We start from the raw sequence: 20,250 nt of genomic DNA on the forward strand, positions 1-20,250 counted from the left end.
GCGAAACCGTAAGTGGCACTGGAACCCGCAAGCGTGTGCAGCAAGTGATGCAGCGTGCGACTTGTTTCGCCGCTCCACACCGGGGATAGCTGGTTCCAACCAGCTTCGATCGCCTGCAATTTACTTTCAAGGCGCTGCACGTATTCCTGTCGGAGTTGAGCCAACTGCGCTTGAATGAGCTCGGAAGTCTTAGGCATAAAACTGTTGCCACATGCCGCGAATCGTTACAGGCAGAGTCATTGGGTCAAACGGCTTGGCAATAACATTCAGCGCACCCAAGGCTTTGTAGTAAGCCACTTCATGAGTTTGAATTTTGGCAGTCATAAAAATAATTGGGATATTACCGATTTCTGGCAGCTGCCGCAGTGCTTTCAGTGTGCTGGGTCCATCCATTCCTGGCATCATCACATCCAACAAAATCAAATCTGGGGCAAATTGTGGTGCCGTCTCCAGCGCTGTTGTTCCTGAGCTGCAAATTTCGACTGTGAATTTGCCGACTGCGACTAGCGCAATGCGGGCGATCGATTGAATATCCGGGTCATCTTCAACAAACAGAATCCGATTCAGGGTGGGAAGTTCCATGAGAAGTCTCCTGAGCTAATCACAGCAACGAATAGGGAGTCAGGTAAGGCTGTAGCCAACCAGGGATTTGATTGTGTGCAGTAGCTCTTGATTTGAGGTGCGCGATTTTACGAGCACAGTCGTTGCGTCTCGTGCTGTTTCAGCGCTGACCTCTTGCGCTGAGAACAGTACCACTGGAGTCGGCAACCCAGTTTGAGCATTGATAATTGGCAGCAGTTCCAGTCCAGACCCATCCGGTAGACTAAGATCGAGCAGAATCAAGTCAAAGGTTTCGGTGTCTAGTTTCTGCTGTGCCTGCTGCAAACTTGCAGCGTGACAAATTTCAGCATCGTGCTTCAGCAGTAACGCAATGACTTGAACTAAATCGGAATTGTCCTCGATGTGCAGAATCTTTGGCTGCGGATTTTGGCTCTGGACTACCGCTTGTTTGCAAACGGTTACGAGTCGCGACTGGTCGATCGGCTTATCCAGCCAGTCAATCACGGCAAATTCTGCGTCTCCAATTTCTTCGCGTCCCTGCTGAGCTTTTGCAGAAACGACGACGATCGGCAGCGATCGCGTGGAGTTTTGCAGTCGCAGTTCTCGTAGCAGCGAAATTCCGTCCTGTCCGGGTAGTGCTAAATCGAGGGTCATCGCGTGGTAAGGCCGTTGGGACAAGCGTTGCTTTGCAGCTTGAGCACTATGGACAATATCGACGCAAAATCCTTCCTGCTGCAACATCATCTTTAGCAGCATAGAAATGTCAGAGTCGTCTTCGCAAACGAGAATTCGAGGCGCGTGACCTAGCTCAGGCAAGCGAGTGAAGCGATGGTTCTCAGGCAGCAAACAGAACGGCAACCACTCTGGAAGATCGCAGTAGAAGGTTGTACCACTGCTGGAATCGCTGTCAAAGCTGAGTTGTCCGCCAAGCCGTTCCATAATGGCTTTGGCGATGCTTAAGCCTAAGCCGGTCCCTCCCTTTTGGCGCGAGTCCGAAGAATCTGCCTGAGCAAATTTTTGGAAAATGCGATCGCGAAATTCCTCTGGAATGCCAGATCCCTGATCGTGCACACTCACACGCAGAAATCCACTGTATCGAGTAACGGCTACTCGCACTTGGTGATTCACAGGTGAGAATTTTGCGGCGTTCGAGAGCAGATTTGTGAGTACCTGAATTAGCCGCTCGCCATCGACGTTGACAATTGCTCCGGGCTGGGTATGCATTAATTCCAGCGTCACATTCAGCTGCTCGGCGTAGGCGCGGGTGGCTTCGATCGCTTGCTCTACTAGCGGCATCAACTCCGTTGGCTTCAGCGAGAAATTCATCTTACCGGACTCGATTTTTTCGATGTCCAAAATGTCGTTGATCAGCAGAATCAATCGTTCGCTGTTTTTGTAGCCGATGCTGATTAACTCTGTTGCTTCGGCAGGAATATCTCCAGCAATGCCGCCGAGGAGCAATCCGAGAGAACCGCGAATGGAGGTTAACGGCGTGCGAAGTTCGTGGCTGACGGTGGAGACAAATTCGTTTTTTAATCGATCGACTTTTTTGCGATCGCTGATGTCCCGAACGATCGCCAGCACCTCGTCCTTCCCGTTGACCACAAGTCGCACTTCTAGGTCGCACGGCTTGCCGCTTTCTAGTTGATGTTCAAAGACTTGAGTCACTCCCGTTTTCAGCGCTTGGTTCAGATGCGTCATGATCTGCTGCGCGACTTCTACTGGAAGCACGTCAGTAAGCCGTGTGCCAATCACCGCATCGGGCAGCGACTGACAGAACGTGCTCGGTTTACAGTCTAAGTACGTGCCATCACGATGAATTCGGTAGATTGCGTCGGGAAGGGCGTCAAGCAACACGCGGCTTTTGGCATCGCTCTGGCGCAAAATTTCGCTTTGGCGTAAGGCTTCTTCTGCCTGCTTTTGCTCGGTGACATCGATCGCCACGCTAATTGCCCCAACGATCGCGCCTTCGGGACTAGTCTGGGGAGAGTGCCGCACGTCTAAAATGACGCCGTCGTGTTCGATGGTGGACGTAACTGTTTTGCCAGCTAGCGCCTGACACATATCTTCAATAAGGGTTGGCAGGTGAGCATAGGCCTCAACGATCGGGCAACCGACCAGCGTCGGAGAGGCTCCTCCCAACCGATGCAGAATCGTTCCCGTACACAGTGTCACGATACCCGCCTGATCCGTCGCAATCAGCGCGATCGACGCACTAGACACCATTGCCTGAAGCCGCTCTTGACTAGATCGCAGCGCTGCCGCCATTGCCTGTCGCTCTGCTAGTTCAGTTTGCAGTTGGTTCACCAGGCTTGCTTGCTGAATGGCGATCGCAATCACGGTACTCAGCTGCTTTAGTAGGTCCACCTCCCAGGCTTGCCACTGCCGAGGAGCGCGGCAGTGATGTGCAATCAACAGTCCCCAAAGCTGATCTTGGTGCAGCACAGGCACGACCAAATTTGCCTGCACGTCCAGTCCTACTAGTAGCTCTCGATGGCAAGGCGCGATCGATGCTGTTTGAATGTTTTCAAGGCTTAGAGTGCGACCGTCACGATAGCGGTGAACATACTCCCCCTGAAAGCACGCATCGTGAATACTCATGCTCAGAATGCTGAATCTCGGGTCAACCACGGATTCCACCACGACCTTTCCGGTCCAGTTTGGCTGGAAAAACTGATATAGGATGACGCGGTCCGTATCGAGCAGTTGCCGTACTTCCTTAACGGCGGTCTGCAGCACGTCGTCCAGGTTGAGCGAGCTACGCACCCTCTGAGCGATGTCGGAAAGCAACTGCTGTCGCTGCACTAGCTGACGTAGCGACGTCTCCGTGTTGGTCGCCTGCCCAGATTCGACGGAATGAGTGTTCATGAATGTTTACAGGAAAGTCGAAAGCAGCTCTACACAGCGTTCCCAAAACAGCGATCGCTGCATCAAGTCTGCAAGTTGAGCCATTTAGCACCATCTTTAGCGGTGCCTAAATGGCTACTGGCGAATTTTCTGCTGATTGCGGGCACGATAGGCGGAGCAGTGATAGTTAGGACGCGATCGTTTAACGCGCCAGCTAACCGAATCACCAACGATCGTGAATTGAAGGTTGTCCAGCAGAATTTAGTCCCTGAAAACGGTTAGGTGCCTCAAATTTTGTAGACCCAGACACTCCATCACATTCTGTCTATGGGCAGGAGCAAAGCCAGAACAAACGAACTATAATTCGAGCATTGCTCGGCGGAAATCCTATGCAGCTTCCTCAACCACACGCCAACCTCTTCCGCTACATCGAGGACTACCAAGCAACATACAGCAATTGTCCGTCGATCGACGAAATGATGGCGGCGATGGGGAAGTCTCGTAGTTCCATTCAGAACAGCCGCAAATACTTGGAGCAGCACGGCTACATTGAAACCATTCCCGGTCGAAAGCGCAACATCCGCGTTCTGAAGCCGAGCCGTAAAGGAATTCCAGTTTGGGGAGAAATTGCCGCTGGATATTTGAGCCAGCCTTGCACTACCCCAGAAGAGTATTTGCCCCTAGAAGCTCCCGGTCTCAACTCCAGCGATTTCTTTGCGCTGCGAGTGGCAGGCGACAGCATGATCGGCGACAAAATTTTTAATGGGGCGTTCGTAATTTTGCGCCGAGTGCCTGATGGGTACCGTCCAGCTAACGGTGAAGTGGTGGCTGCATTTGTCGAAGGGCACGGAACTACCCTGAAACGGTTTTATCAGGATGGCAGCATTGTAATTTTACAGCCCTCAAATCCTGAATATGACCCAATTCCGCTCGATCTGCGCGAACAGATGTTGCAGGTTCAAGGTGTGTTTGAAGCGACCTGGTACAGCGAGCGAAAGCCAAAGCAGTAGGGAAATCCGATCCTCTGAAGCGGAAAGCCCAATTGACCTAGAATAGGAGCGATCGCCGACAATCGACGATCGAACATCATCCTTACACGGCACCAGACCCATGACAACGATTCTGGAAAAAGGCAATATCAGTATCCATACTGAGAACATTTTTCCCATCATCAAAAAGTGGCTGTACTCGGATCACGAAATTTTTCTCCGGGAGCTGGTTTCCAACGCCGTAGACGCCATCCAAAAGCTGAAAATGGTGTCTCACTCCGGCGAGTTCTCTGGGGAATTGGGTGAGGCTGAGATTGTGATTACGATCGACAAAGCTGCCAAAACCTTGTCAGTGTCTGACACAGGAATTGGCATGACGGGCGACGAAGTCAAAAAATACATTAACCAGGTTGCTTTCTCCAGCGCCGAAGAGTTTGTGGAGAAATACAAAGCCAGCACCGATCAGCAGATCATCGGGCACTTTGGATTGGGCTTTTATTCATCGTTTATGGTGGCGGCGCAAGTTGAGATTGATACGCTCTCCTACCGAGCTGGGGCACAAGCGATTCACTGGTCCTGCGACGGCTCCACCGAGTTTGAGTTGAGTGATTCTAGCCGCACCAGTCGAGGCACTACCGTAACGCTGCATCTCCAAGATGAGGAGCAGGAGTACCTGGAAGCGTATCGCATCCGCCAACTGATCAAAACCTATTGTGATTTCCTTCCGGTGCCGATCAAGCTGGAGGTGAAGGAGACACCCAAGGAGGGCGAGGAGTCCAAAGAAACCGAGGAGCCAAAAGCACCAGAGCAAATCAATCGCCAAAAGGCACCCTGGAAAGAATCGCCCAGCAGCCTTAGCAAAGAAGATTACCTGGAGTTCTACCGCTACCTGTATCCGTTCCAGGAGGAACCGCTGCTGTGGGTGCATCTCAACACTGACTATCCCTTTGTTGTCAACGGCATTCTTTATTTTCCGAAGCTCAAACCCGATGTAGACACCAGCAAAGGGCAAATTAAGCTGTTCTGCAATCAAGTCTTTGTCAGCGACAACTGTGAGGAAGTTATTCCCAAGTTTCTGCTGCCGCTGCGCGGTGTGGTTGACAGCATAGATATTCCGCTGAATGTCTCCCGCAGCTTTTTGCAGAACGATCGCACCGTTCGTCGCATCGCCGACTACATCGCTAAGAAAGTAGGCGACCGACTGAAGGAGCTTTACCGGGACGATCGAGCAGAATACGTCCGCTGCTGGCAAGACCTCGGCACGTTCGTCAAATTTGGCTCAATCAACGACGACAAATTCAAAAAACAGGTCGAGGATATTCTGATTTATCGCACGACTTGGCAAGGCGTTAGCGAGGAATCAGGAGCGACAACTGAGGCGAAGAGTGAATCGCCCAAAGTAGAAGTACAATCCACCGAGGGTGATGCGTGGCAAGATGTCACCCCTCAAGCTTCTGAGTCCTCACCGCTGGCTTCTGGCTCCTCACCGTCCTATACAACTCTGAAGGAATACTTGGAGCGCAACAAAGAGCGGCATACAAATCGTGTCTTTTACTGCACGGATGAAGTGTCGCAGGCAACCTACGTGGAACTGCACAAGCAGCAGGGCTTGGAAGTGCTGTTCTTGGATTCCTTCATCGATACGCACTTTGTCAGCTTCTTGGAGCGGGAGCATCCCGACGTGAAATTTGCGCGGGTGGATGCGGACTTAGACGAGACGCTGCTCGACAAAAATAAAGACACAGAAATTGTCGATCCAAAGACGAATAAGACTCGCAGCGAACAGATCAAAGATTTGTTCCAGCAGGCGCTGAATAAGCCGAAGCTGACGATTCGGACCGAAGCGCTCAAGTCTCATGATGAGGCGATGCCACCTGCGATCGTGCTGCTTCCTGAGCACCTGCGCCGGATGCAAGAGATGAACGCGTTTCTTCAGCAGCAGGCAGTGCAGTTTCCTGAGGAGCACATTCTGCTGGTGAATACGGCGCATCCGCTGATTCAGAATCTGACGAGTCTGAGCCAAGGTGTGATTTTGCAAGGGGAGGGACAATCGCCCTCCGCAGAGCTGGCAAATCTAATTTGTCACCACGTTTACGACTTGGCGCTCATGGCACAAAAGGGCTTCGACGCAGACGGCATGAAGACGTTTGTGGAGCGCTCAAATCAAGTGCTGACTCGCTTGACCGAGCGCGCCACGAGTTAAGCTGCGACGGGTGCTTGGTGTTTTGAATTAGGTACGTGTGATTCAATCCTCGAAAGCAATGCAAAAGGGGCGATCGCTAACTAGCGATCGCCCCTTTTGCTGTCATTTGCCGTTGAGCGTCACGAAACGCCCCGCAGTTTGCGCGTGTTCTCGACGAGGCTTTGCGCGAAGCGATCGAATCGCTCAGACAATTTGGCGTCTAATAGTTTGCCATCGGGTCCAAAGGCTTGCCAAGCTTGAGCGATCGCCACCTGCTCTGGAATCACCCACGCATTCACCCAGCGCATGATTAGCCGCATGTCGTTGAGGGCGTTGCTATTTGGCTGTCCACCCAGCACGCTGATCAGTCCAGCAACTTTGCCTCCAAGCTGATCAAAGCTCATCAGGTCGAGCGCATTCTTTAGAACGCCACTGACGCTGCCATGATATTCAGGCGTTGCCAAAATAATGCCGTCTGCTTGATGAAAGGCATCCTGTAAGCGTTTGACATCTGGATAATCTGGATGACTGTTGCCACCGTCGCAGAAGGGTAAATTCAACGTGCGCAGATCGAGAATTTCTACGTCTGCGCCCAGTGCTTCGATTCGCTGAGCCGCTAAATTCAACGCCTGCTGACTGTGGGAGTCCGATCGCAAGCTGCCTGCCATGCCGATAATTCTAACCATAGCAAAAGGGGTCCTCTAAAACGGGAGAGTGCAACGTTAAGACACCGAAAACTGAATTAAACTAAGCTTGGCAATGAATATCAAACTCATAACGAGTATGAGTTAATCATAGCGAGATTGCTTTATAGCTGTCAACTCAATGAAGTGGTGGGTCAGAGCGAACGCATCTAAGTTTGATTTGGCTAGGAGGGTGGAGCGATTAATCCGCAATTACCTGTACGAGCACCAACTTCTCTGGTTGCCCAAAGTCACTCCTTAAAGCTGGATAGGTTCAGCCTTGTTCAGGCTGACTGAAAATTTAGCTAACAACCCCACTTCGTACCGATCGCATAGAAGTTGTCTGCTAGGCATTAAGGCATCTACGGCGGGTGATTGGAATCGTTAGCTAAAACATTCGGGTAGATGCTTTAGCGGCGGTTGCCCTGGATAGTTGGTCTTAGTCCTACTGAGCTGCTGAAACTGCTGCTTCAATCTCGCGCGGGTAAATTAACCACGCCCGCTCTTGTGAGTGCGTTAAGGTTTGAACCAGCGGTGAGAGTTGACTGATTTCTGCTAAACCGATCGTCGTTTGAACTTTGATGCCGCGCTGATACAGCGTATATCCTCGGCTGAGTGAGACTCTTAACCCTGCATAGCGGTGAGCATCCCAGCCCATGCCTGTCAGCCAATAGTGCGCTTTGTCTAGCAGGAGTTGGCGCTGATCGGGGTTTAAGCTAGTGATATCTAGCGCTTTGAATAAATCACGATCGACGTACCGCCGACACAAATCCGCTAGTACGCCATCGGAATGCTGCTGCCACCGCTGTAGGTGATACATAAACATTCCATCATCAGCAGCCAGATAATCACTAAGGGCAAGCGCGTTGCAATTGCTTAACAGCCACGCCTGCACAATTGAATCGGCATCCAGCGCTTCAGCTTTTAGCAATTCCCGGGCGCGGACGATCGCCTGCTCTAGAATCCACGTCGCCGCAATATTCTTTTGGTGGTTGTACACCTGTGCGTACATAAAGTAGCGCACGATCAAGTAGTGCTCTACCGCTGCCATCCCCTTTCGCGCCACTACAAGCTGCTGCGATACAGGGTCGTAGCGCATTGCCATCAGAATCCGATCCAGATCGATTTTGCCGTAGGAGGCACCTGTAAAGTAGCTGTCGCGCATCAGGTAGTCGAGGCGATCGCAGTCGAGCTGGCTGCTCACCAGTTGCCAAATCAGCGGAACTGGATACAGGTGGTGATATACCTGCACAATTCGATCGACTAAGTCCGATTGGACGGTATCTAGCGCGTCTCGGATAGGAGCCGATTCTTGTAAAATTCGCTCAGTCCAGTGTTCATGCTGGCTACCAAAGATTTCTTCCCCTGTGTGGCTAAAGGGACCATGCCCAATGTCGTGTAGCAGCGCAGCACAAAGCACCACAGGGCGATGGGGTTGCAGTTGCGGGTAGGCTTTGGCGATGCGATCAAAGGCACGCCTCGCGATCGCCATCACACCGATCGAATGCGTGAAGCGAGAACTCTCTGCGCCATGAAACGTCAGACTAGCGGGACCTAACTGCCGCACTCGCCGCAGCCGTTGAAATGCGGGTGTGTCAATCAGCCGGATGAGCAGCGCTTCCGTAGGGTCGCTGCTGCTCAGAGCGATCGCGCCGTGGAGGGGGTCGTGATAGGTTCGCTCAAGGTTTGGCAGCACTAGATTCAGGCAGCACCAGCCGCTACTGTTGAGTAGTTCACTAGCTGTTCTACAGCAGCGCGGTACTGGTTGTCTGCATCCGTGCCAACTTGATTGAGAGAAATGGGATCCAGTGCAACGGTGATATCGGGCGCGATGCCTAATCTGTTGATGTCGTTGTGATTAGGCGTTTCGTACTTGGCGACCGTTACTGCGATGCCTGCTCCATCCGACAAATCAAACAGAGATTGAATCAAGCCTTTGCCGAATGTGCGCTCTCCCACGATCGTGGCGCGATTATTGTCCTTCAGCGCCCCTGCCAAAATTTCGCTGGCGCTTGCCGTTCCCTGATTCACAAGGACAACTAGAGGGTCGTCGGTAATTGCCTGACCGGTGGCTTCAAAGCTGCCGAGCACGCCCTGACGATTTACGGTGTAAACGATCGTGCCGCTGTCAAGCCACAATCGCGCGACTTCGATTCCCGCTTGCAGCAGTCCGCCCGGATTGTTTCGTAAATCCAGTACGTACGCTTCGGCTCCCTGAGACTCTAATCGGTGGATGGCATGGGCAACTTCCATCGTGGCATTCGCGTTGAACTGGCTGAGGCGGATGTAGCCGACGCTGAGCGGCGGTCCACCTGCTGGATTGGCCTGCGTGCGTAGGTCAGCAATCACCGGATTGAGCGCAATGCGATCGCGCACCACGTCTAGCTCCATCGCTTCGCTACCGTCCCGCTCCACCATCAGCCGAACGCGACTTCCGGCAGGTCCGCGCATTCGCTCCGCCGCTTCGTCTAAACCCAGCCCGGAAGTGGGGGTACCGTCAATACCCAGGATTGCGTCAGCAGGTTGGATGCCTGCATGATCGGCAGGCGATCCAGCAATGGGGGAAATGACGCGAATCTTACCGTCCTTATCCAGCGCGATTTGCAGCCCAACTCCAGTCAATTCACCAGACGTATTGGTCTGCAAGCTGCGGTACTGATCAGGCTTCAGCAACCGCGTGAACGGGTCACCCAAACCTGCTAACATCTGCTGCGCAGCGGTGTAAGCCTGTTCTCGATCGGCTAAGGGCTGCTTCAGCGCTTTCTGGCGAATCAGCCACCAGTTCTGGTTGTTGAACGTGTCATCCACGTACGCTCGATCAACGACGCGCCAAACTTCCGCCAAAAACTTCTGTTCATCAGTGAGCGCATAAGCGGCAGGTGCAAGCCAGCTAAGCGTCAGCATGATGACCATCAGCAGAACACTCAGCCGTTTTGCCCAAGAAATGCAGTGATTCATAGTAAAAATTTTAACCGCTCGCGTTAGAACGTTCCCAGCTAGACCAATGCAACGACGATCGATTCGGGTTAACAGAACGTTGTCTTAGATTAAGAATTCTACTGACTGATCTCCTGTTAGGGCAAGGTCCTGCTATCCCCGTCCAGCGAGAGATGGCACGCCTGGATTATTCAGTTTCAAAGGTGAAATCAGCCTAGTAGCTATGTTACATTCGTTATGAACAGCAATACATTTTTGGGAATTCTTGCTTCATGTTCACTAAGCAGGTAACCGGCTCGAAAGCCTATCAGTGGTTTAACGAGCGGCTAGAGATTCAGGCGCTCGCGGATGACATCAGCAGCAAGTACGTTCCGCCCCACGTCAATATTTTTTATTGTTTCGGCGGCATTACGCTGGTGTGCTTTTTGATCCAGTTCGCTACTGGATTTGCGATGACGTTTTATTACAGACCCACCGTTGCAGAAGCCTTCACGTCAGTGCAATACCTGATGAACGAAGTCAACTTCGGCTGGCTGATTCGCTCCATTCACCGCTGGTCTGCCAGCATGATGGTGCTGATGATGATTCTGCACGTCTTCCGAGTGTACTTAACCGGCGGCTTCAAGAAGCCTCGTGAACTAACCTGGGTGACAGGTGTTGTGCTGGCGGTAATCACGGTGTCATTTGGTGTAACAGGCTACTCTCTGCCTTGGGACCAAGTGGGCTACTGGGCAGTCAAGATCGTGTCGGGCGTTCCCGAAGCGATTCCCGTTGTTGGCACTCTGATTGCTGATTTACTACGGGGTGGTGCTAGCGTGGGTCAATCTACGCTGACTCGCTACTACAGTGCGCATACCTTTGTGCTGCCTTGGCTAATCGCCGTCTTCATGCTGCTGCACTTCCTGATGATTCGGAAGCAAGGCATTTCCGGTCCCCTGTAAGAGCTTGCTGACCAAGATTGACTCTTAGGTTGGAAGCCGCTACGGTGGTCTCAACGTTAGTATTCTACTGATTGCTTCAATTCCCGACCTGCTGACTTTAACCGATAAGGAGAGCGCGTTTAACGATGGCTACCGTTAAAAAGCCGGATCTGAGCGATCCTCAACTGCGTGCAAAGCTGGCGAAAGGCATGGGTCACAACTACTACGGTGAACCCGCTTGGCCCAACGACCTGCTGTACATTTTCCCGGTGGTAATGCTGGGTACACTTGCCCTCTGCGTTGGTTTGGCAGTGCTAGACCCTGCGATGGTAGGTGAGCCTGCAAACCCCTTCGCCACACCGCTGGAAATTCTACCGGAGTGGTATCTGTACCCCGTGTTTAACATTTTGCGCGTCGTGCCCAACAAGTTGCTGGGTGTGGTGCTAATGGCATCGGTTCCCCTGGGTCTGATTGTGGTGCCCTTTATTGAAGGCATCAACAAGTTCCAAAACCCCTTCCGTCGTCCTGTGGCAATGACCGTTTTCCTGTTTGGAACGCTGGTGACGCTGTGGCTTGGTATTGGCGCAACCTTCCCAATCAGCAAGGCGCTGACTCTCGGTTTGTTTTAACACCAACGCATTCTTTGCGAGCACTCACTGAATTCTCTATTGGGACGGGTCCCGTGAGTTCGGTGAGTGTTTGTTTTTCCACCTTTATCAAGGCAGATTAAGAGATTCAAGATCTGGTCGATCGCGGCGGAAAATGGCATCAGGTTGAAGTGAGGATATCCCCTCGATTGTTCTGGACATCTGGTATTTAGCTGCGGGACAATCGCTTACTAGGATAGAGATACTAGAACGAGGCATTGTTGGAGACCGCCGTGAATCAACACAGCTTAAAGAATCTTCAGATTGGGCTTAGTGAGGCGAGCCGTCTACTGCTTCCATTTGCGGTCATATGGCTGTTAGGGGCAATTGGCTTAGGCTGGCTAGTCAAGTCATTTTTTATCGTGCTTGGACTACTTCTAATCACGCCAGCACTTGCCTTCTTTGGATTTCGCTGGTGGCTAAGGAGAAATGTGGTTCAGGCAGGTTGTCCGGTTTGCCATTATGAGTTCGCGAGTTTAAATAAAACAGAATTTCGCTGCCCTAGCTGCAACGAGTCACTGCGAGCAGAAAATGGGCAGTTTAATCGTTTAACGCCACCGGGCACGATCGATGTCAGTGCAGTGGAAGTTTCTGTCCAGGTGATTGAGGAATAGCAAAGGAAGGACAAGAGAAAGGGGCAGGTCGATCGACCTGCCCCTTTCTCTTCTAACAGCGTTACTAATCCAGCGCTACCAATCAGTTGCGAGAGATGGACAAGCTGTAGGGATGTTGACCATTGCTGCGATCTCCGACATAAACCGAGTACGCGCCTTTGCTCCAGCGTCCAGGAATTTCAACTTTGCCGCCAGAGTAGCTATCGGCTGGAACGCAAAAGGTTTGTCCAGAAGCGCTACGAATCAGCAGAGCCGGTTGCCCCTGAGATTGCAGCGTGAAGCGCAAATTCACATCTTCAGCTACTTGAACGACGTGATTGGGAGATGCTGCAATATGTCCAGCACAGCCGCTGTCAACTTTGCTACCTCCAGAGGTACCGCTTACCTGAACCGGTGCAGACGCTGGGGTAATGACGATCGATTGGCTAACCGCTGCCCCTGCCGTTCCAAGGGCTACTACCAAAGCGGTTGGAAGTGCGAGCCATTGCTTGAGTAAATTCATAACCTCACCTCCACCCAGAAAGATTGACTAATTACAGTATCGCAAGTTACAACGGCAACTCCCATTGCCATAGTCCTGTTCGTTGAGTGTCACTGTGCCTGAAGGCTATTGAAAGATTTCCTCTCCTTAATTCTATGGAATCGGCACCGATTGTAGCAGTCGATCAATAATCGGTTTTGCTCGCCGTCCACCAATGGGAATCATGCGATGTGGCAGTACATGCGGTGCTAAGTACTTTACATCATCAGGAATTGCATAGTCTCGGTCCTGTAGGAAAGCAAGCGCTTGCACAGCGCGGAACAAGGCGACTGCTCCCCGTGGGCTAATGCCTAGAGTAATCTCTTCGTCCTCGCGGGTCGATCGCACGAGCGACAACATGTACTGTTGCAGCGATGCTTCCACTTTTACCTGCGAACACAGCCGCTGCAACCCTCGCACATCTTCCAGCGAAATACAGGGTTGCAGCTCTCGCGGTTCCGAGCCAGTTTGCAGCCGCTGCAGCATTTGTAGCTCTTCTGCCTCGGTTGGATAGCCAAGCGTCAGCGACAGCATGAAGCGGTCCATCTGCGCCTCCGGCAGCGGAAAAGTGCCTTGATACTCGATCGGATTCTGCGTGGCAATGACAAAAAACGGAGTGGGAACCTGGCGAGATACCCCATCTACTGTAACCTGATGCTCCTCCATCACTTCTAGCAGAGCTGACTGGGTGCGAGGAGTGGCGCGATTGATTTCATCCGCCAGCAGCACGTTGGCAAACACGGGACCTGGCATAAACTCGAACTCGCCAGAGCGAGGATTCCAGATGTTGGTACCTGTCACATCGGTCGGTAATAGATCGGGTGTGCACTGGATGCGCTGAAACTTGCCATCGATCGATTTCGCCAGCGACTTGGCTAATAGCGTTTTGCCGACGCCCGGAACATCTTCTAGCAGCGTGTGTCCGCCTGAGATCAGCGCCACCATGACGAGTTGAATTGCGTCCTGTTTACCGACGATCGTCTGACCTAAATTCTCGGTTAGCTGCTCAATACGGTCTCTCATACAGACGACGGTTCCTTAACCGATTGGACTGTCTTCCAGTATGCCCGCAGAACTCTGCAGCGTCATAACTGCTCGCCTTCAGTGAGGCGAGCAGCAAATAGCGCTCTAGCAGAGTCGCAATCTGCCTGGATCTGAGCTTTCAGGTCGTCTAACGAGGCGAACTTTTGCTCTGGTCTGAGAAACTTTTCCAGGCTCACTCGCAACGTTCGCCCGTACAGGTCACCAGACCAGTCGAGTAGGTGAACCTCGATCGTCTGACTTGTCCCATTAATTGTGGGACGATTACCCAGGTTCATGACGCCGATCGCAGGCTGTAGCAACTCCGCCTGTTCGGTCTCGTAAACTTGAACCTGCACGGCATAAACCCCCAAGCTGGGTAGAAATTTTTCCGCTGGGAGCTGAAGATTAGCTGTAGGAAACCCGATGGTTCTTCCCAACTGCTGCCCTTGAACGACCTGTCCCACAAGCTCGTAGGAGCGTCCCAAATAGCAGTTGGCGATCGAAAGATCACCCGTTTGCAGCGCCTGACGAATTGCAGAACTGCTAATGCGCTCTCCATCAAGGAGTTGAAGCGGAGCGATCGTCACATCAATGCCAAAAGCAGCGCCAATAGCCTGCAAGCCCGTGGCGGTTCCGGTTCGCTCTCGCCCGAAGCAGAAATCCATGCCAACGCTGATCCGCACTGCTTGAAGGCGCTGCACCAAAATAGATTGAACAAACTGCTCTGGCGTTAAGCTTGCTAAATCGCGATCGAAGGGTAGCAGCACCAACTGCTCAACGCCCAACTGCTGCAACTGCGCCACCTTTTCGCTTAGCGGCGTTAGCAGCGATCGCGACTGACCCGTAAAAAACTCTCGTGGGTGAGGGTGAAAGCTAACTACCGTCGAATAGAAGCGTGGACTGTCACCTGGACGCGCCGCCAGTACAGGCTGAACTACCTGCCGATGCCCTCGATGGACCCCATCAAAGTTTCCTAGGGCAACAGCAGTTGGAGTAAGAACAGTCGCTAGCGATGAAGTGACCCACACGCTTTACAGTTTGACACACAAGGTCAATGCTGCACAACGAAGATAAGGTACACAATAACCAATGTTGCTTGTCTAATTGATTCAGGGATGCTCTCAGTCTGCTGCAACAGTCTTTTAGCGCTGGTTAACTGTTGTGGCAAGCGTAGTAAGCAGGGCTTGAAGCGCCTGTGCTGTCGCGAGATCTGTAACCTCACCCTTGCTGTTTAACTTAGCGGAGACAGCAGGAATACACAGGATTGCTCCTTCAACAATCTCTGCCATCATGACCCGGAGGGTCTGTACCAGCGAGGTACTTGCTTTGTCACCACCATCCGGCGATGGCGATGCGCTAATCACCGCCGTGGGCTTATTCATAAATTCACCCGATGACACGATCCAATCCAGTGCGTTCTTTAAAGCACCTGGGACACCGTGGGCATATTCAGGCGTACAGAAAAGTACGCCCTCCGATCGCTTGAGTTGATCGCGCCAGTTCCTAACTGAAGCAAGCACCTCATCTCCATCAAGTTCAGGATTGAAGTGTGGAAGACTGCCAAGCCCATCGTAAATTGAAATGGTCATGCTATCCGGTGCTAATGCACTTGCCGCATGCAACAGGGCTGTATTAGAAGAACTAGCACGAAGGCTGCCTGAGATTGCCAAGATTTTCGCCATGCATTTGATCTCCTGGAGATCCCGTTGCTTTACAGTGTTGTGTCGTCAAAAAGATGATGCTAATAGAGCTGTGACCAACTGACTGTCTTAACCAAATTGGTAGGTGCGATCGCCGCGCGTCTTATTCCAATAGTTTCTAACGATACCATTATGCCCGTGCATTTACTTAGAAAATTAGCTAAACTGCACTTAGTGTGAACTTATTCAACCGTGTTAGCTATGAACAACAGCATGAGTCAGCAACTTGGGTTTCGGGCAGGGCAAGTTGTCCTCGTACCCCACAACGGTTGTCGACGGCGCGTTCAAATTCGCAACGTCAAGATTGATGCCGTTACTACCTGGCTGGTCTATTTTGTCGATCGCACCCCTTACCGCTGTCCGGCGAAGTTTGCCCGACCTGTATTCTAATACGACTGCTTAACGCGATCGTCGGCTTAGCGGCTCCCGGTTAGCCGTCGATCGTGGTTGCAGGCGGTTGGGAAAATCGCTTTCGTCGTAAATCTCACCGACTAACTCCTCCAAAATGTCTTCCAGCGTCACCAGCCCAACCGTACCGCCGTACTCGTCTACCACGATTACGATGTGCAGACGGCGCTGTAGCATGTCCTTTAGAAGATCTGCTAAGCGTTTGGTTTCTGGCACGTAGATGGGCGGGTCCATTGCCTCAGTTACAGGTCCATTGGTTACCCCTGCTTTCTGCAGCACATTTAGCTGTTGGAGCACCCGCTTTAGGTGAACCATACCGACGATCTCATCCTTCGATTCCTCTTGAACCGGAATCCGTGAGTACCCTGTTTCCAAACACAGGTCCACCAAATCACGCAGCGTTGCTTCACGGGAGATCGTCCGCATCGCAATTCGCGGCTTCACAACGTTTCTTGCGCTCAGCTTGTCGAACATCAACGCCTTGTTTAGCAGTTGGTGCTTGTCGAGGTCCAGTTGCCCCTTACCGCCGAGAATTTCAATCATTAACTGCAAGTCTTGCAGCGACTCGCCCTGCTGTACCACCTCACTCTGGAAGGTCCGAATTGCAAACTGGGTAATCGATTCAAACAGCCAGATGATGCCTAACAAGGACAGCAGACGCGACAGCCAAAAAATCGGATGCACAACAAGGGTGAAGATTGGCATCACATTGTTAATTGCCAGTGATTTGGGCACAATCTCGGCGAAGGTCAGAGTCAGAAAGGTAATGACAAACGTCGCAATCACGATCGCCTGATTGCCGCCAAACCAAAGGCTGAAGAGGTTGCTGGTTAAGATCGCAGCAAAATTATTGACGAAAGTTTTTCCCACCAGCAGCGTGGTGATGAATCGCGGTCGATTATTTACCACTAGGGTGAACAGACGATCGGGATCGCCCTGCTCTTTAATCAGCGCTTTAAGCTTAAGGTTATCCAGAGCCGTAAGCACTGTTTCTGATCCTGAGAAAAATGCGGAACACATCAGCATCAGGAGCAACGCAACGAGGTCAGCCCGAACGCCTCCAAGCAGCGGACTAAAATCCGAAGCAGCCAGCAGATAAGACGAGATATGTAGAGTCACGAGATGTCCTGGGCGATGCAGAAGGTTCGCAGGCGCTATTTGGTTGATGATAACGTCCTTACCATTGGAGATTCATCTGAATTTAGGTAGTAATGAATTACACGGATTGCAGAATTCGGGTGAGACACGGGAACAACCCGTTGGGGATCGCGTCCAAGCCTCTGTACTGCTAGAAATTAGCCTGTGTCAAAAATAGAGCAGCAGTTCTGTATGATGAGGAGAGCGATCTCTGCGGACCGCTGAATTTGATACTTTTGGAGATTCCGATATGCTCACCTTAAAAATTGCCGTCTATATTGTGGTCGGGTTCTTCGTTGCTCTATTTTTCTTTGGCTTTCTATCTAACGACCCTGCGCGTAACCCCAATCGTCGGGATTTGGAATAAGCAGACGGTCGTTGACCACTCAGAGCAACATCAGGGGCAGTAGATGACTGCTGCCCCCGGTTTTTCGTGTGGCAGTATTGGTAAGCCGTCAGTTCGTATTGTTTGTGCTGAAGTATGCCGTATTTGGCTCCGCCACCTGATCATCCTGCGTCGATCGCGACTCCTGTCTGCCAACAGACGGATTGCCATTCTTTAACGGTAGCGTCTGAGCCTGACTCAGCCCAAGCGATCCCCACCCGCGCCCTTGCCCGCCCCACACCTCCCGAAATCTTTGCACCAGAACGATCGCCTGCTCAAGTAACCGTTGGTGATTTCTCCCAGCAGCAAGGAGAATCCAGTGCCGCACTGCTAAACAAGGCAGTTGACGAGCCGATAGACCCCGCGCAGCTCTTTCGTGTAGAGTCTCTGGATCAGCCACCCGATCGTCCCGCTCCAGTCACGTACTCGTTAAAAGCGCGGTCTGGAAACTTGCCTCAGGGGCAAGAAGAGACTGTGCTTAAGGGGCTGGACCAGACGATGGAATTGCTAGATGGTCTTAGAGGAACTCCTACGACGCTGTCAGCGACGCGCCGTAGGTTGCCTGCATCTGTGGTTGGACAGGTGCAATCAACGCCCGATCGCTTGGTCGTTCCCTTAGGACAGCCAGCCCCACTGCCTGATTCTCCGCCCCTATCTCCAACACTGCCCAGCAGCACACCTGCACCCATACCCACTACACCCAGTTCTAGTCCTCCTAGTCCAGGTACACCTAGTCCAAGTGCACCTAGTCCAGGTACACCTGGTTCAAGTACACCTGGCTCAAATACACCCAGTCCCATATTGACGCTGCCGCCCGGCGCGGTTGGCCTCGTTGAGCTAACCGCCGATCGACAAGAATACGACCAAAATCGGCGCATCTTTACGGCTGAGGGTAGAGTGTTGATGCGGTTCCAAGGGACACTGCTGGATGCCGATCGACTGCAAGTAAATCTGCTCAATCGTAATGCAGTTGCCGAGGGCAATGTGGCGCTGACTCGCGGGAGCCAAGTGTTGCGCGGTCAGCGGCTAGACTTCAACTTCGTTCAAGGTAGCGGCACCGTTTTTGCTGCGCGAGGCGATATCTTCTTGCCGTCTACCAGTTCAGACTTTGGTGCTCCCTTGCAGAACGACGCTGCCGCTGGAACCGCGCTCCCGCGTCCAGTTAGCGATCGTGTGACTGCCGCCCAGCCAACGCAAAACGTAACCAATCCGGGTGGATTCTCGACTGGCATTGGCTTGGGGCGAGATATTCGTCGGATTGCCGGAGCGCTGCCCATTGGTGGTGCAGTGCGACGGTTGCGGTTTGAGGCAGAGCGGCTGGACTTTACTCCCGATGGCTGGGAGGCACAAAATATCCAAATCACCAACGATCCCTACTCTCCACCGCAGCTGGTGCTGAAAGCACCGCGGGCAAAATTAACGCGGCTGTCACCCCTGCGCGATGAACTGCGTGCAACCCGTCCGCGACTCGTGTTCGACCAGCGCGTTGCCATTCCGCTGATTTCGCGGGTTGTATTCGATCGTCGCCAGCGCCCGCCTGCTCTTGTCCGGATTGGTTTTGATGATGGAGAGCGAGGTGGATTATTTGTTGAGCGGACGTTTGAGCCAATTCGGACAGAAACGGTTCGCTTAAGCCTTACGCCTCAAGTTTACGTGCAGCAAGGGATTTTTAACAGCGGCGGTCCGTTCGATGGCTCGAATTACGGACTAAAGGGAGACGTGGATATCAATCTCGGTCCCCGTACGAGCATTCGCGGCTCAGCTGTGCTGACAAGCTTAGACTTCAGAGAGGTTGAAGACAAGCTGCGGGCAAGCCTCCGAGCGCGGCAGCTGGTTGGCACTCATACGCTGGCCCTGGAATACAGCTATCGCGATCGTCTGTTTAACAACTCCCTTGGTTTCCAAGACGTCCAGAGCAGCTTGGGAGCACTTTTGTTTTCGCCAGTCACGAGGTTAGGCAGTACGGGAATTGATTTAAGCTATCAGGCTGGCTTTCAGAACATCAGCGCCAATACCGATCGCCCCGACTTGCTGGCACCCGTTCGAGACAACGATCGCATTAACTTAAGTCGGTTTCAGGCCGTAGCTGCGATCAGCCGTGGGTTCACGCTCTGGCAGGGACAACCCGCGCCTGCTACTCCCGAGGAAGGATTGCGCTACAGCCCAATTCCAGTAACGCCCTACGTTGGTTTAGGGGTTGGACTAACTGGCGTATTTGGTGCTTACTCCAACGGCGATACCCAGCAAGACCTAATTGCCAGTGTGGGATTGTCGGCTCAGTTCGGCAAGTTCGCTCGCCCTTATCTCGACTACACGGCATTTAATATTAGCTACAGGCAACTCATCGGCAGCGGCGCATCACCATTTTTGTTCGATCGCACGGTGGACGATCGTATCCTCTCAGTCGGAATCACTCAGCAGGTATATGGTCCACTTCGAGTTGGGTTCCAAACGTCGTTCAACTTAGACAACAGTCGCTCAATTAGTACTGACTACATCGTGGAGTACAGCCGTCGCGCCTATGGCATTGTGATTCGCTACAATCCTGTGCTGTCGATCGGAGCGATCGGACTGCGAATCAGTGATTTCAATTGGACGGGCGGCAGCGAGCCATTTGATAGCACCGATGTTACGCCCGTCGAAGGTGGCGTCATCCGCAGACGCGAATAAACTGTTGATATTCCAGTCTTTTAAAGG

At 52.3% G+C, this 20,250-nt stretch carries 19 protein-coding genes and 1 pseudogene; 9 read left to right on the plus strand and 11 right to left on the minus strand.

The window, feature by feature from the left end; translation table 11 throughout:
* The 3 genes and pseudogenes from H6F43_RS07505 to H6F43_RS07515 all read right to left on the minus strand — a co-directional run.
* A pseudogene (locus H6F43_RS07505) lies at nucleotides 1–197 on the minus strand (Hpt domain-containing protein); the annotation flags it as partial.
* Complete coding sequence (locus H6F43_RS07510) at nucleotides 190–582, minus strand: response regulator (RefSeq protein ID WP_190342180.1); 393 nt, start codon at nucleotides 580–582, stop codon at nucleotides 190–192. The gene H6F43_RS07510 and the pseudogene H6F43_RS07505, both read right to left, overlap by 8 nt.
* A 39-nt stretch (nucleotides 583–621) precedes the next feature.
* Nucleotides 622–3,429 (minus strand): response regulator, encoded by a 2,808-nt coding sequence (locus H6F43_RS07515; RefSeq protein ID WP_190342181.1) that lies wholly within the window; start codon nucleotides 3,427–3,429, stop codon nucleotides 622–624.
* On the opposite strand from H6F43_RS07515, the gene H6F43_RS07520 reads away from it, so the two are divergent.
* The 3 genes from H6F43_RS07520 to htpG all read left to right on the plus strand — a co-directional run bounded on the left by H6F43_RS07520 (nucleotide 3,418) and on the right by htpG (nucleotide 6,600).
* Nucleotides 3,418–3,690 (plus strand): hypothetical protein, encoded by a 273-nt coding sequence (locus H6F43_RS07520; RefSeq protein WP_190342182.1) that lies wholly within the window; start codon nucleotides 3,418–3,420, stop codon nucleotides 3,688–3,690. The two genes, H6F43_RS07515 and H6F43_RS07520, sit on opposite strands and share 12 nt — an antisense overlap.
* A 107-nt stretch (nucleotides 3,691–3,797) precedes the next feature.
* Nucleotides 3,798–4,418: a transcriptional repressor LexA gene (gene lexA, locus H6F43_RS07525; RefSeq protein WP_190342183.1), complete on the plus strand. Its 621-nt coding sequence runs from the start codon at nucleotides 3,798–3,800 to the stop codon at nucleotides 4,416–4,418.
* Nucleotides 4,419–4,518: 100 nt separating this feature from the next.
* Nucleotides 4,519–6,600: a molecular chaperone HtpG gene (gene htpG, locus H6F43_RS07530; protein WP_190342184.1), complete on the plus strand. Its 2,082-nt coding sequence runs from the start codon at nucleotides 4,519–4,521 to the stop codon at nucleotides 6,598–6,600.
* A 119-nt stretch (nucleotides 6,601–6,719) separates the two neighbouring features.
* Here htpG and H6F43_RS07535 read toward each other — a convergent pair whose 3' ends face one another.
* From H6F43_RS07535 to ctpA, 3 genes are all read right to left on the minus strand, one after another.
* Nucleotides 6,720–7,265 carry an NADPH-dependent FMN reductase gene (locus H6F43_RS07535; protein ID WP_190342185.1) on the minus strand — a complete coding sequence of 182 codons (546 nt, stop codon included), beginning with the start codon at nucleotides 7,263–7,265 and terminating at the stop codon, nucleotides 6,720–6,722.
* A 442-nt stretch (nucleotides 7,266–7,707) separates the two neighbouring features.
* Nucleotides 7,708–8,958, minus strand: a complete 1,251-nt coding sequence (locus H6F43_RS07540) for an HD domain-containing protein (protein ID WP_190342186.1) — start codon at nucleotides 8,956–8,958, stop codon at nucleotides 7,708–7,710.
* Nucleotides 8,959–8,963: 5 nt separating this feature from the next.
* Nucleotides 8,964–10,220 (minus strand): carboxyl-terminal processing protease CtpA, encoded by a 1,257-nt coding sequence (gene ctpA, locus H6F43_RS07545; RefSeq protein ID WP_190342187.1) that lies wholly within the window; start codon nucleotides 10,218–10,220, stop codon nucleotides 8,964–8,966.
* A gap of 251 nt (nucleotides 10,221–10,471) precedes the next feature.
* On the opposite strand from ctpA, the gene petB reads away from it, so the two are divergent.
* The 3 genes from petB to H6F43_RS07560 all read left to right on the plus strand — a co-directional run bounded on the left by petB (nucleotide 10,472) and on the right by H6F43_RS07560 (nucleotide 12,380).
* Complete coding sequence (gene petB / locus H6F43_RS07550; RefSeq protein ID WP_190342188.1) at nucleotides 10,472–11,140, plus strand: cytochrome b6; 669 nt, start codon at nucleotides 10,472–10,474, stop codon at nucleotides 11,138–11,140.
* A gap of 125 nt (nucleotides 11,141–11,265) precedes the next feature.
* Nucleotides 11,266–11,748 (plus strand): cytochrome b6-f complex subunit IV, encoded by a 483-nt coding sequence (gene petD, locus H6F43_RS07555; protein ID WP_190342189.1) that lies wholly within the window; start codon nucleotides 11,266–11,268, stop codon nucleotides 11,746–11,748.
* Between the two features lie 251 nt (nucleotides 11,749–11,999).
* Entirely contained in the window at nucleotides 12,000–12,380 is a 381-nt protein-coding gene (locus tag H6F43_RS07560; protein WP_190342190.1) for a hypothetical protein, read from the plus strand.
* A gap of 82 nt (nucleotides 12,381–12,462) precedes the next feature.
* Here the strand turns inward: H6F43_RS07560 and H6F43_RS07565 are convergent, their stop codons facing one another.
* The 4 genes from H6F43_RS07565 to H6F43_RS07580 form a co-directional block, all read right to left on the minus strand.
* Nucleotides 12,463–12,882, minus strand: coding sequence for a hypothetical protein (locus H6F43_RS07565; protein ID WP_190342191.1), 420 nt, complete (start codon nucleotides 12,880–12,882; stop codon nucleotides 12,463–12,465).
* 132 nt (nucleotides 12,883–13,014) lie between these two features.
* Nucleotides 13,015–13,923 (minus strand): MoxR family ATPase, encoded by a 909-nt coding sequence (locus tag H6F43_RS07570; protein ID WP_190342192.1) that lies wholly within the window; start codon nucleotides 13,921–13,923, stop codon nucleotides 13,015–13,017.
* Nucleotides 13,924–13,985: 62 nt separating this feature from the next.
* Nucleotides 13,986–14,951, minus strand: coding sequence for a bifunctional riboflavin kinase/FAD synthetase (locus tag H6F43_RS07575; RefSeq protein WP_190342193.1), 966 nt, complete (start codon nucleotides 14,949–14,951; stop codon nucleotides 13,986–13,988).
* A 114-nt stretch (nucleotides 14,952–15,065) separates the two neighbouring features.
* Entirely contained in the window at nucleotides 15,066–15,605 is a 540-nt protein-coding gene (locus H6F43_RS07580; protein WP_190342194.1) for an NADPH-dependent FMN reductase, read from the minus strand.
* A 231-nt stretch (nucleotides 15,606–15,836) separates the two neighbouring features.
* On the opposite strand from H6F43_RS07580, the gene H6F43_RS07585 reads away from it, so the two are divergent.
* Complete coding sequence (locus H6F43_RS07585; RefSeq protein ID WP_190342195.1) at nucleotides 15,837–16,013, plus strand: hypothetical protein; 177 nt, start codon at nucleotides 15,837–15,839, stop codon at nucleotides 16,011–16,013.
* A gap of 9 nt (nucleotides 16,014–16,022) precedes the next feature.
* On the opposite strand, the gene H6F43_RS07590 is transcribed toward H6F43_RS07585, so the two are convergent.
* Nucleotides 16,023–17,150 carry a hemolysin family protein gene (locus H6F43_RS07590; RefSeq protein WP_347272382.1) on the minus strand — a complete coding sequence of 376 codons (1,128 nt, stop codon included), beginning with the start codon at nucleotides 17,148–17,150 and terminating at the stop codon, nucleotides 16,023–16,025.
* A gap of 268 nt (nucleotides 17,151–17,418) precedes the next feature.
* On the opposite strand from H6F43_RS07590, the gene H6F43_RS07595 reads away from it, so the two are divergent.
* Nucleotides 17,419–17,535, plus strand: a complete 117-nt coding sequence (locus H6F43_RS07595) for a photosystem II reaction center protein I (protein ID WP_190342196.1) — start codon at nucleotides 17,419–17,421, stop codon at nucleotides 17,533–17,535.
* Between the two features lie 114 nt (nucleotides 17,536–17,649).
* Nucleotides 17,650–20,223, plus strand: coding sequence for a DUF3769 domain-containing protein (locus H6F43_RS07600; protein ID WP_190342197.1), 2,574 nt, complete (start codon nucleotides 17,650–17,652; stop codon nucleotides 20,221–20,223).
* Nucleotides 20,224–20,250 lie beyond the last annotated feature (27 nt).

This window comes from Leptolyngbya sp. FACHB-36 (assembly GCF_014695955.1).
In the GTDB taxonomy this organism is placed as follows: domain Bacteria; phylum Cyanobacteriota; class Cyanobacteriia; order Leptolyngbyales; family Leptolyngbyaceae; genus FACHB-36.